Origin of the sequence: Serratia sp. 2C06, assembly GCF_050037615.1 — a bacterium.
In the GTDB taxonomy this organism is placed as follows: Bacteria; Pseudomonadota; Gammaproteobacteria; order Enterobacterales; family Enterobacteriaceae; genus Serratia; species Serratia ureilytica.
Window position 1 is genome coordinate 4,554,632 of record NZ_CP188299.1, and the last position, 14,808, is coordinate 4,569,439.

The 14,808-nt window shown below is 51.0% G+C and carries 15 protein-coding genes; 7 read left to right on the plus strand and 8 right to left on the minus strand.

All coding sequences use genetic code 11. The features are described from left to right. The first annotated feature begins 214 nt into the window (after positions 1-214). The 3 genes from ACP3TA_RS22260 to ACP3TA_RS22270 all read left to right on the plus strand — a co-directional run bounded on the left by ACP3TA_RS22260 (position 215) and on the right by ACP3TA_RS22270 (position 3,393). Positions 215-1,717 (plus strand): phospholipase, encoded by a 1,503-nt coding sequence (locus ACP3TA_RS22260; protein WP_198772641.1) that lies wholly within the window; start codon positions 215-217, stop codon positions 1,715-1,717. Next, complete coding sequence (locus tag ACP3TA_RS22265) at positions 1,714-2,472, plus strand: ankyrin repeat domain-containing protein (protein WP_232095102.1); 759 nt, start codon at positions 1,714-1,716, stop codon at positions 2,470-2,472. Before ACP3TA_RS22260 ends, ACP3TA_RS22265 begins: the two co-directional genes overlap by 4 nt. A gap of 147 nt (positions 2,473-2,619) precedes the next feature. Further along, complete coding sequence (locus tag ACP3TA_RS22270) at positions 2,620-3,393, plus strand: ankyrin repeat domain-containing protein (protein WP_089194960.1); 774 nt, start codon at positions 2,620-2,622, stop codon at positions 3,391-3,393. 89 nt (positions 3,394-3,482) lie between these two features. On the opposite strand, the gene ACP3TA_RS22275 is transcribed toward ACP3TA_RS22270, so the two are convergent. Beyond that, positions 3,483-4,790 carry a serine hydrolase domain-containing protein gene (locus ACP3TA_RS22275; RefSeq protein WP_089194961.1) on the minus strand — a complete coding sequence of 436 codons (1,308 nt, stop codon included), beginning with the start codon at positions 4,788-4,790 and terminating at the stop codon, positions 3,483-3,485. A gap of 107 nt (positions 4,791-4,897) precedes the next feature. On the opposite strand from ACP3TA_RS22275, the gene ACP3TA_RS22280 reads away from it, so the two are divergent. The 3 genes from ACP3TA_RS22280 (at position 4,898) to ACP3TA_RS22290 (ending at position 8,079) form a co-directional block, all read left to right on the plus strand. Further along, positions 4,898-5,791: a LysR family transcriptional regulator gene (locus tag ACP3TA_RS22280; protein WP_426784441.1), complete on the plus strand. Its 894-nt coding sequence runs from the start codon at positions 4,898-4,900 to the stop codon at positions 5,789-5,791. A gap of 390 nt (positions 5,792-6,181) precedes the next feature. Beyond that, complete coding sequence (locus ACP3TA_RS22285) at positions 6,182-7,177, plus strand: DGQHR domain-containing protein (protein ID WP_206196374.1); 996 nt, start codon at positions 6,182-6,184, stop codon at positions 7,175-7,177. Beyond that, a complete protein-coding gene (locus ACP3TA_RS22290; RefSeq protein ID WP_197824123.1) occupies positions 7,177-8,079 on the plus strand; it encodes a hypothetical protein in 903 nt (300 codons plus the stop codon). Before ACP3TA_RS22285 ends, ACP3TA_RS22290 begins: the two co-directional genes overlap by 1 nt. A gap of 531 nt (positions 8,080-8,610) precedes the next feature. Here ACP3TA_RS22290 and ACP3TA_RS22295 read toward each other — a convergent pair. Genes ACP3TA_RS22295 through ACP3TA_RS22310 form a run of 4 tightly spaced genes read right to left on the minus strand, consistent with a single transcriptional unit; the run spans position 8,611 to position 10,241 of the window. Next, a complete protein-coding gene (locus ACP3TA_RS22295; protein ID WP_197824124.1) occupies positions 8,611-8,943 on the minus strand; it encodes a hypothetical protein in 333 nt (110 codons plus the stop codon). Between the two features lies 1 nt (position 8,944). Then, the gene (locus tag ACP3TA_RS22300) at positions 8,945-9,160 is read right to left on the minus strand and encodes a hypothetical protein (protein WP_040265248.1); all 216 of its coding nucleotides are present in this window, start codon (positions 9,158-9,160) and stop codon (positions 8,945-8,947) included. Between the two features lie 12 nt (positions 9,161-9,172). Beyond that, the gene (locus ACP3TA_RS22305; protein ID WP_197824125.1) at positions 9,173-9,409 is read right to left on the minus strand and encodes a hypothetical protein; all 237 of its coding nucleotides are present in this window, start codon (positions 9,407-9,409) and stop codon (positions 9,173-9,175) included. Then, on the minus strand, positions 9,396-10,241 hold the full coding sequence (locus ACP3TA_RS22310) for an ATP-binding protein (protein WP_206196373.1): 846 nt from the start codon (positions 10,239-10,241) through the stop codon (positions 9,396-9,398). The genes ACP3TA_RS22305 and ACP3TA_RS22310 overlap by 14 nt, the downstream gene beginning before the upstream one ends. A 518-nt stretch (positions 10,242-10,759) precedes the next feature. Here ACP3TA_RS22310 and ACP3TA_RS22315 point away from each other — a divergent pair. Further along, a complete protein-coding gene (locus ACP3TA_RS22315; protein ID WP_160125622.1) occupies positions 10,760-11,764 on the plus strand; it encodes a LacI family DNA-binding transcriptional regulator in 1,005 nt (334 codons plus the stop codon). A 6-nt stretch (positions 11,765-11,770) separates the two neighbouring features. Here the strand turns inward: ACP3TA_RS22315 and araD are convergent, their stop codons facing one another. Genes araD through ACP3TA_RS22330 form a run of 3 tightly spaced genes read right to left on the minus strand, consistent with a single transcriptional unit; the run spans position 11,771 to position 14,800 of the window. Beyond that, a complete protein-coding gene (gene araD, locus ACP3TA_RS22320) occupies positions 11,771-12,463 on the minus strand; it encodes an L-ribulose-5-phosphate 4-epimerase (RefSeq protein WP_033632583.1) in 693 nt (230 codons plus the stop codon). Continuing rightward, positions 12,457-13,326, minus strand: a complete 870-nt coding sequence (locus ACP3TA_RS22325; RefSeq protein ID WP_206196372.1) for an L-ribulose-5-phosphate 3-epimerase — start codon at positions 13,324-13,326, stop codon at positions 12,457-12,459. Before ACP3TA_RS22325 ends, araD begins: the two co-directional genes overlap by 7 nt. Next, the gene (locus ACP3TA_RS22330; protein ID WP_206196371.1) at positions 13,313-14,800 is read right to left on the minus strand and encodes an FGGY-family carbohydrate kinase; all 1,488 of its coding nucleotides are present in this window, start codon (positions 14,798-14,800) and stop codon (positions 13,313-13,315) included. Before ACP3TA_RS22330 ends, ACP3TA_RS22325 begins: the two co-directional genes overlap by 14 nt. Positions 14,801-14,808: the final 8 nt, after the last annotated feature.

Below are 14,808 nucleotides of genomic sequence, written 5' to 3' on the forward strand. Positions count from 1 at the left end.
GGAGCCTTTGGAAAACAAGAACTTTCCGGTTAACCTTTGGCCCACTTTACAAATTGGCCTGAGCCGTTATTATCCCTTATCTGGTGTCCTATGCGCCGTTAGCTACCGCTGACTGCCGTTCGATAACATGCCCCTCAGGGGGCCATCGAGTGCAAGGAGTGCGAGCGCCCGCCTGAACAGGCCAAGACGCAGCAAGCAAAGGAAGAGACACGCTATGTTTTCCCGTTTGAAACTGCTGTATATCGCCGATGATATTATTTCGCCTGATGAATTCCCCCGTATAGTCAGCCCTTCCAGCGCCTGTCACGGCCTTTCATACATGCCGGACAATGACATTCTGTCGCTTTTTTCTGGTTTTCGCGGTGGCGAACGGATCCGCCGTGAAGTCGGCGTTACGCAAAATGGAATAAGCTCTAACTTGCGCGCAAGAGTGCAGAGCGACCTGATGAGCGGCGTTGTCGTAGCGGTCGAAACCCGGCCCGGCGTGTTGGCGACGATGGGGCCATTTTACGCCGACATCGACGGCTACCTGATACCACAGGGGAGACAAGAGCCCAACTACCCGGTGGACAGGATAGTGAAGCGGTACGAAGAGGCCGTGAAGTCTTATGGCGGCCGCCGGGCGCGCCCATCCGTCTTCCCCGCACAAGTCACGCGGGCCAAACCGGCCCTTGGCCCGGATATCCCGGCGCAAGGTGGAAGAGCCTCACAGTCGGTCGTGTCTGGCCCCTTGACCAAGGCGCAACGCTGGCAGGAGCGAAAATACCTCATTGGCCGCGGGCAACGGAGTATCTACCCGGATGCCCGAATCGCCTCGGAACGCCTGGCGGCAAACAATGTCGCCGTCGAGAAGGCAAAACTGGCGGAGAATATCTACAAGACCACGAATCCGCTAAAGGAGACTCCCGGCGTTCCCGAAGGTTGGAAAGATATCAGTAACGATAATGCCGCCCTGAGTAAAATTGGGCTAAACAGAAATATGCTCTTCGACAGGGATGAATCTCCGGATTTTTTGGCAAGGGTATATCAACCTGATAGCACTGTTTTTGGTAAAGAGATGAACCCAACGGTCGTGTTCAGAGGATCAAGAGCGCCAGAGTTCCCGGAGGGAATCGGCAGCGCCGCCAAAAAGGCCCTTAGGGGCGATTTGTCAGGAATTAAAAATGTGAATGACTGGATAAATAATGGCGCGCAGGGGATGGGGGCGAACTCAGATTATTATAAGCAGGCGGTTAAAATAGCATTACAAGTAAAGAACTCCTCCGGTGTCGATATTTCTGGTCATTCATTGGGCGGGGGAATGGCCTCAGCAGCATCAATGACCAGTGGAAAACCCGCCTGGACGTTTAATGCAGCCGGACTCCATCATGGAACTGTAGGGAAATACGGAGCTGAAATGATTGGTTCAGCCAAGAACATACAGGCCTATCGAGTTGAGGGAGAACTGTTAACCACGTTACAGGAGGTTAATAACGAAAGTGACTATGAGCTTATAAGAAATGCCCTGCCCGATGCTTTACAAAAACCCTGGGGCGTAGCATTGCCTTTCACCTTGAAAGAGTGGTCATCACTGGCGGTGCCTGATGCCGCTGGCATACCGCACACGCTTGCCGGAGGGACAGGAACCCTGCTCGATAAACACGGTATAGACCAGACAATAAAGTTGATTGAAGATCAGAAAGACGAGGATGTCGCTACTATCAGGGGAAGAATATGAGCAAGTGGATAATGGCAATGGCGTTACTGTTTACTGTTCTCATGATGCAAGGATGCAACAAAAACATGGAATATGAACCACAGGATTTTTTTGAAGGCCGTCAATTGGAAGTCGCACAGCTGATTTATGATGGCGACGAAGTGAAACTGAATGAGAAGCTTCCTTCAATAAGCAAGGAAGAACTGAATCGACCAGTGAAAGCAGACATGACCCTGCTGTTTTGGTCGGTGCTAAACGCAATCTATGATAAAAATACGCCGGAAAGACTGAAAATAATAACCGACCTGGTTAAAGCTGGCGCAGACCCGTTGCAGCCCAGACCAGAGGGAGGAAGCAGCCCGGCGGAATTCGTCATGAAAGCCGACAAGGGGATTTGGGTCAAAGCCATGCTCGACGGCGGTTTACCGCCAAACGCAAAAGATAAGGTATTCAATGAACCCATTGTATTCCAAACAATCAAAGCCAAAAACCCTGAAACATTAAAGGTGATGCTGGATTATGGCGCGGATATAAACATCAGAGACTCCTTGCAACAAACCTTATTAATGGATGCTTTTTTTAGCTCAGCCTTTGAGCACATGGCCCTACTGCTCAATCGGGGTGCGAATCCTAACCCGGTAAATATAAACAATCTTTCGCTGTTAACAGCAGTGAATCGGCAAATAAAAGACAGCCAAGATGGCTCAGAATACAATGTACAGTGTAAGAAAATACTCGAGCTCATGCTTTTGAAAGGAGCAAAGGAAACACAGTAATTTCATCAACGCAGATCTGACAGCTGCCGGTTATTATACTGGGGCTGTCAGATGGCATCTGGTTTTCGATAAACACGCTATAGACCACGCAATCAAACGGATTGAAGACCAGACAGACGAGGATGTCACCATTCTCAGGGGGAGAATATGAGCAAGTGGATAATGGCAATAGCGCTACTGTTTACTGTTCTCATGGTGCAAGGATGCAACAAAAGCATGGAATATGAGCCACAGGATTTTTTTGAAGGCCGGCAGCTGGACATCGCGCAGCTGATTTATGATGGCGATGAAGTAAAACTGAAAGAGAAGCTTCCCTCTATAAGCAAGGAAGAACTGAATCGACCGGTGAAAGCAGACATGACCCTGCTGTTTTGGTCGGTGCTAAACGCAATCTATGATAAAAATACGCCGGAAAGGCTGAAAATAATAACCGACCTGGTTAAAGCTGGCGCAGACCCGTTGCAGCCCAGACCGGAAGGGGGAAGCAGCCCGGCGGAATTTGTCATGAAAGCCGACAAGGGAATTTGGATCAAGGCCATGCTCGACGGTGGTTTATCGCCAAACGCAAAAGATAAGGTATTCAATCAACCCATTATATTCGAAGCGTTAGACGCGAAAAACACTGAAACGTTAAAGGTGATGCTGGATTATGGTGCGGATATAAATACAATGGATTCATTGGGGAATACCATATTAATAAGCTCTCTGGATTCTCGTTCGTTTGATCATACTATACTTCTGCTGGAGAGAGGTGCAGATAATAAAATCAAGGGTAAGTTTGGTTGGACTATGGGCAATCAGCTCCAACGCTTTATAGATAGAGGGGTAGGCGATGCCGAGGATAAAGAGAAAATTAACAAGATAAAAGAGTTATTAATTAAAAACGGTGGAGACTGGCCTCCTCTACCTGTAAAGAATTGAGACTCCCTTAAAGTCAGCGTCGAAGACATGGAATATGCCGCTCAGAGGCAGAATGGCAACCGCCATCCGCCCCTTCTCGCTCCGCGGGATTAACGTAGTTCCTTCGCTATCGCGCTAAACATCAGCGACGCCTCCAGCGGTTGGGCACTGAAAGAAGGTTCCGCCTGCGGCCAGGTAGACCACTGGACGATCACCAGATTCTCCGCCCGATTGACCATAATCATCTGGCCGAAGATCCCCAGCGCCCACAGGGAATGTTTCAGGGATGCCTGCGGAGCGGGTTCTACGTTGGCCGCATTCGCCGGCACTTCGTTGTTCCACCATTGGTAGCCGTAGATGCCGTTGGGATGCGCCGCCGACACCGAGCCTGCCGCCCGCGTCCAGTTGGACGACTGGGCTACCCAATCAGCCGGCAAGATCTGTTTGCCGTTCGGCAACGTCCCGTTATGCAGAATGAACTCACCGAAGCGCCCCCAGTCTTCCAGCGTGGCGTTGAACCCGTGCGCGCCCACGTCGTGCTGGCCTTTGGCGTAGGCATGCCACACGCCGTCGCTGGCCATGCCGTACGGCTGCCAGATGCTTTGCTCAAGATAGGCCGCCAGCGGCATGCCGGTGGCGCGTTCCAACACGTCGCCCAGCAGCCAGGCACCGCCGGAGGAGTAAGACCAGTTCTGCCCGGCCGGATGCGCACGCTGCAAACCGGCCACCAGCTTGCGCACGCAGGCATAGGCGCCGGGCCTGGCTTCACACTCGGTCAGCTGCGCGAAGTCCGATTTCGGGTTGGTGTAATCCTCATTCCACGCCACGCCGGAGGTGTGGGTGATCAGCTGCCTGAGGGTCACGCCGTCCCACGCGGTGCCTTTCAGATCGGGTTCGTATTGCGTGATGAGATCGTCGAGTGAGTGGATCTTGCCCTGTTTAATCGCCACGCCCACCAGCGTGGCGACCACGGATTTGCCCACGGAGCGCGATGTCCACAGGGTAGCGTCGGTATTACCCTGCCCCAGGTATTTCCAGGCGATTTTGCCGTCTTTCAATACCAGCATGCCGCTGACGTTCTGGCGCTGCAGGTAATCCTGCAGGTGGTAGGTTTTGCCATTCACCCGATAACTAGCATCGGTTAGCTGTTTAGCGGCAGTAAGCAGCGGCGTGGCGTTGCCATGGTGAAATACATCCCCCGCATAGTTGCGGTAGTCGTTACGAAAACCGATCACCCGATCGCTCTGGCTCCAGGTGAGCATCTTGTGCGTGTCCGGCAATTGCGCATCGAAAGGCGCGGGACAGGCGCTGAGTTCGGTGCCCGCACAGGCGGCCAGTACGGCGGGCGCCAACAGGCCGCTGCAGAGACTGATGACAACGCCCGCCAGCAGGCTGCGGTTAAACACTTTGCTTTTCATATTTTTTCTCGCTTAGCTCAGGAAGGCGTTCAGCTTAAAAAAACGCGGCCTATAATAAAAAACGCCTGATGGGGGAAAATCCCCCGCAAAATCGACGGGAGAGCCGCGTGCCAAGCCTGATTTATTCCTTTGCCCAACTGGAAGCCTTCACCGCCGTGGCCGAGCACGGCAGCCTGGCGAAAGCCGCGCTCAAGCTGGGCAAAGACCGCACGACGCTGCGCGATTTGATTGATTTTCTCGAGGATGGGCTGGGCTATGCGCTGTTCCTGCGCGAGGGGCGCAGCCTGCACCTGACGCCGGAAGGCGAACAGCTGCAGCGCCAGGCGCACCTGCTGATGCGCCAGGTGAAAGCGTTTGAGGCATTTGCCAAAGACGTGCCGAAGAGCGCGGCGCAGGAAATCTCGCTGGTCTACGATCCCTTCACGCCCCGCGCGCTGCTGCAGGCGTTGATAGCAGCGATGGCCCAGCGCAACACGCGCCTGAGCCTGATTAACGCCTCGCGCGACGAGGCAGAAAGGCTGCTGGCAAGCGGCCAGGCCGATCTGGGCATCTGCCAGGCACGCCATCGCAGCGTGGGCGACACCATGGAGTGGCGCGCCTTAGGGGCGATAGAGATGGATTTTTACGCAGCCAAAGCGCTTTTCCCCGGCGCGGAACAGCCGCTCTCGCTGCTGGAGCTCTCGCTCACGCCGCAGGCAATCATGCACCCGGATTCTGACGAACCCGTGGCGCGCCGCCTGCAAATTTCAGGGCACACTATCTTCACCAACGAACTGGAGATGCTGCGCGCCCTGCTCGAACAGGGCTGCGGTTGGGGATTCCTGCCGACACATATGCATGCGGAACGGTGGAAAAACGTCAACACGCTGCGCACCGAAGTAGGCAGCCAGGGGATCAGCCAAACCATGGTGACCATCTGGAAGCCGGGCAATGACCGACGGGCGCTGATTGATGAGACGTTGGGGTTGTTGCCGGGGTTGTGGCGGGAGGTTGGGGAGTGAAAAGTCGCTGCTAGATTAGCGGTGTTGTTACCGGAAGTCGATCGTGGGGATAATCACCTGCGTTGTTGGTCCGTTCGCTCTTAAGCGGGGATTGCTGTTTTACCCAATGAGCCCCCCATCGCCTGCACTCCAGCGCTGCTGGTACTAGTTGAGTGCTTTGACTGATGACATTTAGAGCGGCAGCTTTGAGCGAGGAGCGGACACAAGCGTAGTCACCGAAATCCCTAAAATAAATTATAAAATTTGAGGAGAGTGTTAGTAATGCAAAGTAGACAGCCCTTATGACAAATGATTTTTTAAATGAGCAGAGTTAGTAGAAACCCTGTTGAGTAATGAGTTAGAATGGTACCCTTGTTCGATTACAGTAATGATACAGTGATAGGAGACAGTATGACCATAATTGAAGCCACAGCTATTGATCTCACTAAAGGGAATATAAAGTTCTTTTTAACCTCATTAACTACGGATGAATTAATGAGTACATGTAAAATTTCACGTATCAATGAAAAAGCAGAGCAAGGATTCCAAAGAGCTCTTGACACTGCACGAGCAAGTAAAATAGCAAAATATCTTAATGATGGAAAAGTCATCCCTGGGGCTTTAATCCTATCCTGTCAAAGAAATGATGATATAAAATATGATGAAAGCTTGCAAAAATTAACTATAGAGGGTTCTGAAGGGCTGTTCATGGTTATTGATGGGCAACATAGACTGTATGGTAGTTACATTGCTTATGGTGCAGGTAACAAAACTAGAATTCCTGTGTGCATTCTATCGGGATTAAATCGGCAAGAGGAAATTGAATATTTTATTGATATTAACTCCAATCAAAAAGGTGTACCCAAAACACTGAGAATTGAATTAACGAAGTATCTTGTTGAAGAAGGCTCACTTGAAGGCATCAGGCTTAAGTTATTTGAAGATTTGAGTGATAATTCTGACTCCCCTCTTTTGGGAAGGTTGAGCGCCTCACAAAAAGGCAGGGGATATATTACACACGTTCCTTTCCAAGCGGCTTTAGATAGAGTGTTGCAGATTTCACCTTTAAAAGATTTGCCATATGAAGATAAACTCATTCTTATTAAAAATTATCTATTTGGTGTGAAAGAAAATCTTATTGAAGTTGGAAATCAAGACAAATTATTTCAAGCAACTTTCTTTCAATCCATATTTAGAGTATTTGAACAGGCATGTTCAGTGGCAATGACAGTTGGTTCTAATTATAAAAAAGAAACCTTTGTATCTTTGTTCAATGTTCTTCAAAATATTAATTATGAATTGCATTCCGGCACTAACGAACAAGCAATTACAGCTTTAGAAAAAGATATTTCTGCTCTGTTAGATATTGAAGTAAAACTTAAAATATCCAAGAGGAATCTGTTCTAATGGGGAAGGTATCTTCTATTATTGCTAGTGAAATTGAAACTCGGTTATTATTTCTTTTAAAGAAAGCCGGTGTGGACGGAATAAATATTGAAAGGCCATCGATAAATGATGGTTTGAAAATGACGCTAATAAGAGATCAGGCTCTTGAAGTAAATATAAGTTCTGAAAAAATATATTTTAATGACACCACTGGGAATTCAGTATATGAATCATTACTTTATGATTATGCTATGGGGCATTATAGACGTACTAAACAGAACGAAAACCTTCTCCAGTTAATTAATAGCAACCCAAACTGCAATCCGGTATGGCCACTTGTTACCGCTTATTATTGTGCTTTTTTTTGCGCAATTGATATTGGCCGGATATTTAACAAAATCAATATAAACTTTGATGAAGAGCAAATTACAGAACTGAATAGACGTTCCCGAACCAATGACAATACAATTTCGTCTCAACGTGGATTTCTTGGCGAGATTGATGAGGAAAATAATATTATCTCCTTAAGTTCTAACAAAGAAAAACCACATTCCTATGCTTGGTTTCAACTTGAGAGTACGATCTTAAGTTTAGTAAATAAAAATAAAAAATGGGATGAGCTAAAGACGATGAGAGAGATAATAAAAGGTTCAAAATACAATAATCGTGGGAATAGATGGTTGAATTTAAGTGGCACAAGAAACAAATGGAATTATACTGATCCGTTGCTTTTTCATGAAAAAGGAGACAATTTGGGAGGTGATTTTATGAAAATCATCAAGAACGAATTAAATGCAGAAGAGTGGCTAGCAGCAGCTAAAACTAAGACTGATGATATAAGCAACGCTACATCTGTTGCATGTTTCTACAAAATTCTTTATGAGGCAACAACTAAAGCCTATAATAACATCCTAATTGGATGACAATCAGTATTTAAGCTGCTAGACAAATCATTTCCAATGTATTATTAGAGCGCTATCACACTCAGCGTAATTGCTTTATAAAATATTATAGACAATAGAGGTTGATATCTAGAGATCGCGCTGAGTAAGTTATTTTTATAAAATTTTCATTGTTTAGCGTTGTACTGAGTTTTCCTTAAGTTAATTTAAGTCCGCTCTTGGCACGGAGTGGGCGGATTCATTGAGCAGAAAGTCCACTGTGAGCGAAGAGCTGTCATGCTTCCCTATGGAACAGGTTCTCAATGATGGCATCACTTAATAATGAAGGGAAGCAAGCCAACGAATCATAACAGGAAAGCCCATTATACACGTGTATAATGGGCTTTCCTGTTATGACATGGCGAACTTAGCTGGAGGTCCGCAGTGAGCGAAAAGCGGGAGTTGATGCACAAGCAAGACTTAAACAATATGTACAAACACTACCTCAGAAATTCAAACTCAACGTTTAAAGCAAACGCTGAGTTCTTTTACATGAATTTAGTACTATTTAATCTAAACATCTAATCTAAAATGAGTTATTTCATCATCATTTAAATATGACATTATTTTTAAGATATGAGATATAGTTGAACTGCTTTTTTCCGTTCTATCGATAGAGGTGAATTTTATTAACAATCTTGAGAAACCAAGAAGAAATTCATTTTTCTTATTATTGAGTGAAATTCTTGATATTTTTTCACCTGCACCATCAAATCCCTCAGGGATGAGTGATTCTTCATCAGTGACTTTGTCAAGACAATCTATTGCCAAGATATCATTCCATAACTCCTTGCTAACACTTACCGAGCCTTGATATTCAAAGCCTTTGTAGAAATCGAGATCCATATTATTCAACCTCCGAGTCTGTGTCTAAATCTGCTGCATCTACATTTTCAAAATAGATGATTTCATTTTCTTCAAAAATTTTCTTCGCACCAGGTTGAATATCATGTCCTGAGACAACCACCTTAGCCCCTTGTTTTACTATTTTTCGTGCAGTAGTTGTACCAACACCATCCCTATGAACTTTTACTTCAATAAAATCATCCTGATCATCAGACATTGTGTCTCCTAATTATTTATTTTGTAGTTTTAAATCAATGAGGTAAATTAATTTATTGAGATCTTTTTTATTGACTCGAATATCACCTCGCTCATCATTACCTTCAGTAGCCTCTATATCTAGTCCATTTTTTTTTCCAAGATTTTCTATTGCATCAACAAGATCTTCATGCTTAATTGTTGATTCAGCTGCTTTACGAGCTGCACTTATTTTTTTCACCATTATAATATCCCATTTATAAGCAGCCAAGTGACGCCTTACTGTTTTCAAAGCCGATACTTGAAGATTCTGTTAATTCGAATCTTTGAGCTATAGTTTCGAATGAAATTTTATTGCCAGCTATTTTATCTAAAAAAACACTCTGCATAATGAGATAAACGTCATAATTTGTTAGTTTTTTTTGTTTCATTTTTTCATGTAAAGAGAAATAATCAAAATCATCTACCATACCCAAGTCTGATATTATGGGTTTAAGCCACATCTCAAATTCGGATATTGTGATATTATTTTCGATTGAGAATTTGAGTGAAAACCTACGTTTTACAGCTGTATCAATCATTGAGTACATATTTGTCGTTACTGTTATAATAGGAGGGTATTTATAATTCATTGACTCAATTTTATCAATCTCTTTAATAAAGGTGTTAACTAAGCGTTTTACTCCAGAAGACTCATTTGAAATATATCTCGAGCATAAGACTGAATCTACATCATCAAAATGAACAAATATTTTAATTTCCGTCAATGCTAAATTCCCCAGATACTTAAAAAACTCATTCAAGTTTTTCGAAGACATGCCAAGATCTTTATCTAAAAATAGCTCCAAGCTTATGTAAAAATACTTAAATCCTTCTCCACTCAGGCGTTTTGCTACATTTTTTAATAATGTTGTTTTACCAGTTCCAGGTGAACCATGGAGTAATATAGTTGGATTGAAATTATATATCTCTCTCTTTACAACCCAATCATCAGACCATATTAAATTACAAAATTTAAATATTTTTTTGGATTCATCACTTACCCCAAACAGTTCAACTGGTTTATAAGTATCGATTTCACATTCCGTAAAAAAATTTCTCATCAAAAATCCTTTCGGGTATAAAATTACACAGAATGAACTTTTTCAATTTTACCGTCACGCAATTATCGATGGCAACTGATAAGTTAAAAAATCTTCATTCAGAACCAAAAAATAGTTAAAAATTGACGTATTCAACATATCATGCTCGGCATTTAATGCCGAATCGTTCGAAAGTTACGTTTGTCATAGTGTAAGTGCCCCATCCAGACGAACCATGAGCTTTTAGATTTCTGACGTGCCTTTACTTTCGCAATTTCCGCTCTGACACAAAACAGTCATTCTTACCTAACTTCGACCTAGAAACACACCTAGCCAAACTCACCGCCAACAAAATACAGCCACATGAAATGATTTAAATCGTGATTAATAAATAAATGAAATTATTAATTTCGTTTTCATTTCGTTGTCTTCCCTTTCCCACTCCAAACACCCAACCATCCCCCCCAACTCCCCCTAGCACCGCCCCCGCCCTTTCCCTACAATAAGGGATCTGTTGAGGCATAACGCAAGGAAAGACGGTGTCGAAAGCCAATCCCAATGCCACTATCGTGGATATCGCCCGCCGCGCCAGGGTGACCAATATCACCGTTTCCCGCGCCTTCAATAAGCCCGAGCTGGTCAAGCCGGAAACCCGCGAGCGCATTCACGCCATCGCCAAAGAGCTGAACTATGTGCCCAACGCGTTCGCGCAGGGGCTGAAAAGCAGCAGCAGCCAGATTATCGGCATCGTCACCAGCAGCATGTATAACCCGTTCTATTCCGGCCTGATCAAGACCGTGTCACGCATTGCGCGCCAGCAGGGCTACCAGATCATGCTGTTCGACACCGACGGCAGCGAAGAGGCGGAAATGCGCGCCATTCAGGCGCTGTTCGGCTACAAGGCGCGCGGTATCCTGCTGTCGGCGGTGCGCGACGACAAGCGCTACCGCCCCGCCTATCTCGAGCTGGCCGAGGTGTACGGCGTGCCACTGATCCTGATCGACCGCGATCTTTACGATCAGCAGCTGAGCGGCGTGTTCCTCGATAACCGCGAGATTGGCGTGCTGGCTGGGCGTTTTCTGGCGGAGCAGCCGGATAAGAAGCTTTTGATTATCGGCGGCCCGGCGGATTCGGAAATTACGCTAACGCGCACCGCCGGCATCGTCGCGGCGCTGCAGGGCAGCGGGCGTGAGATTCATATCATCAACGGCGACTATGATTTCACCTCGCAGGAAAGCGAGGTGCGCGCCTATCTGGCGCAGCCGGAGAACCGCCCGGATTATATCATCGGCCTGAACGGCATCATCACGCTGGGCGCCATCGCCATCTGCCACGAGATGGGACTCTATGAGCAGGTGAAATTCTTCTCGATAGACGAGCCGCCGCGCGCCGGCGCTTACGGCCTGCACATTCCGGGGGTGTATCACGATACGCAGAAACTGGGGGAGATCGCCGCGGAGCTGCTGTTCAGCGCCATTCACAGCCCGCGCGGCGAGTTGCCGGTGCGCAGAGAGTTCTTCACCGGCTCGCTGTTGAATCGCTGACGGGCGCTATTGCCCGTAGTAGGCGTGTTTGCCGTGCTTGCGCAGAAAATGTTTGTCCAATAGCTCCGGCTGCATCGGGGCGATGGCCGGCGCCAACTGGCGCGTCGCCATCGCCATGATCGCCACCTCTTCCAGCACCACCGCGTTGTGTACCGCATCCGCCGCGTCCTTGCCCCAGGCGAACGGGCCGTGGGAATAAACCAACACCCCCGGCACCTGCTGCGGATCGCGCCCCGCCTGATTGAAGGTCTCGATAATCACCTTGCCGGTTTCCCCCTCGTAATCCCCGGCGATCTCCGCCTCGCTCATCGGCCGGGTACAGGGAATGTCGCCATAAAAGTAGTCGGCGTGGGTGGTGCCCAGCGCCGGGATCGGCTGCCCGGCCTGCGCCCAGATGGTGGCGTTGCGGCTGTGGGTGTGCACCACGCCGCCGATATCGGCGAAGGCGCGGTACAGCGCCAGGTGGGTGGCGGTGTCGGATGAAGGCTTGCGGTGCCCTTCGCGCACCTTGCCCTCCAGATCCACTACCACCAGATCTTCCAGCGTCATCGCCTCGTAGGCGATGCCCGAAGGCTTGATCACCACCAGCCCGCTTTGGCGGTCGATCGCCGAGACGTTTCCCCAGGTAAAGGTCACCAGCCCGTAGGCCGGCAGGCTAAGGTTGGCGGCCAGCACCTGCCGCTTGAGTTCGTTCAGCATGCGATGCCTCCCTCATTCATCTGTTGTGCGATCCAGGCCTTGGCCTGGGCGATGCGTTGCTTATCCTGCCCGTCTTCACGCGCCCACATCTCCAGCAGGTAGGGGCCGCGATAGCCGAGCGCGTTGAGTACGGAAAAGGCGTGGGCGAAATCCACGCAGCCTTCGCCGAACGGCACGTCGCGGAACTGCCCGGCACTGCCCGGCCCCACGGCGACGGTGTCTTTGAGGTGCACGGCGGTGATGCTGCCGATGCCCAGCGCCAGCTCGGCGGCGACGTCGTTGCCCCAGGCGCTGAGGTTGCCGAGATCGGGATACACCGTGAACCACGGGCTGTTGACGTGGCGGGCGATGTCGCGCCATTTGCTGATGCTGTTGATGAACGGCGTGTCCATCACCTCCACCGACAGCATCACCTGCGCCCTGGCGGCCTGCGCCGCCGCCCACTGCATGCCCTCGATAAAGCGTGCACGGCTGTGGCGATCGGCGGGTTCGTAATAGACGTCGTAGCCCGCCAGCTGGATGTTGCGGATGCCGAGATCCGTCGCCAGTTCCAGCGCCTTGCTCATCAGCACCCGCGCCCGCTCACGGGTGGCGGCGTCGACGCTGCCGAACGGATCGCGCCGGTGCGCCGACAGGCACAGGCTCGGCACCGTCACCCCGCTGTCGAGCCGCGCCTGGATAAACGCCAGCCGCTGGCGGCGATCCCAGTCCAGCCGCTGCTGGCGCGCCGGCTGTTCGTCTATAGACATCTCCACAAATTCAAAGCCCAGCTCGGCGGCGGTGGCCAGCCGCTGCGGCCAGCTCAGATCGGCAGGCAGCGCCTTTTCATACAGCCCCAGACAGGCGGCGTTAGTCGTTTGCATCAGTCACCTCACTCAAAGCCTGGGCGACCGCCAGATAGCGCGCCTGCTGGGCGCGCAGGCGCCGATGGGCGGCGGTCGCGGGATAATAACAGCGCAATTTGGGCGGCGCGGCGGCGATCGCTTCGGCGAACCCGGCGTACTCCCCGGCGCCGACGGCGGCGCACAGGGCGGCGGCGCGGCAGCCGCTTTGGCGCGTTGCCACCACCTCGAGCGGCAGGTTGCCGGCGTCGGCGTACATCTGCATCCAGACCTCGGACTGCGTCGGCCCGCCGGTCATGCGCACCCGCTCGATGCGCGGGTTTAGCTGAACCATGCGCTCCTGATGGATCAGGTGCGAAAACACGATGCCCTGGTAGATCGCCTGCACCACGTCCGCCATCTCGTGGTGGGCGCTCAGGCCGATCAGCCCGCCCGGCGTGTTGCCGCCGAGGTTGGAGCCGTACAGATAAGGCAGGAACAGCAGCCCGCTCGGCTGCTCGCGGCGCTCGGCCACCCAGGCGTTGAACTGGGCGTAGCGCTGCCGGTCGTCGGCGCAGAACTGGCGCAGGAACCAGGCCAGGTTGCCGGCCGAGGTCGGGCTGCCTTCGTGCACGAAATAGCGGCCGTCGATGCAGTAGCGCCCCCAGGCGTAGGGGTAATCGGCAGGAATGATGCGCTCGGTCACGCAGGTGGCGATCGACCAGGTGCCCGCCACCGCGCTGAGCGTGCGATCGTCGGCCACGCCGGAGCTGAGCGCCGCGCCCACCACGTCGAACAGGCCGCCGTACACTGCGGTGCCCGTTCGCAGGCCGCACTGCGCCGCTGCAGCGGCCGTCACCCGCCCGGCCAGCTGCGCCGAGCCGATCGTTGGCGCGGTCTTCTCCTGCGCCTCTTCGATGCCGAAGGCCGCCATCAGCGCCGGATCGTAAGCGCCGCTACGCTGGTTAAACAGGTTGCTGCCGGAGATGTTGGTCACTTCGGCCGCCGCCTCGCCGGTGAGGCGAAAGCGCAGGTAGTCGTGCGCCATCAGGATGCGATCGACGGCGGCGTACTGCGCCGGTTGCCGCTGCTTCAGCCAGCGCAGCAGCAGCGCCGGGTGGCTGGGCCACAGCGGCTGCAGGCTGCGCGGGTAGGTCTGCGCGTCCACGCCGGCGCGGCGCAGCTCAGCCGCCGTGGCCGCCGCGCGGTTGTCCGAAGAGAGGATGCCGTTGCCGACCGGTTTGCCGTGGCGGTCGATGGCGTACAGCCCTTTGCCGTGCGCCGAAAAGCTGACGCCGCGCACCTGCCCGGCCGCCAGCCCCGCCGCGTGCAGCGCCTGGCGGATCGCCGCGCAAACGTCATCCCACAGCGCGTCCATATTGCGTTCGCTGAAGCCCGGCTGGGCAGCAATCGCCGCGCCGTCGCGCTCGGCGACTGCCAGCTCTTCACCGCTTGCCCGGTACAGCCCGGCCTTGATCACCGTGCCGCCGACGTCTATGCCAAGAAAGACTGACATCGCGCCTC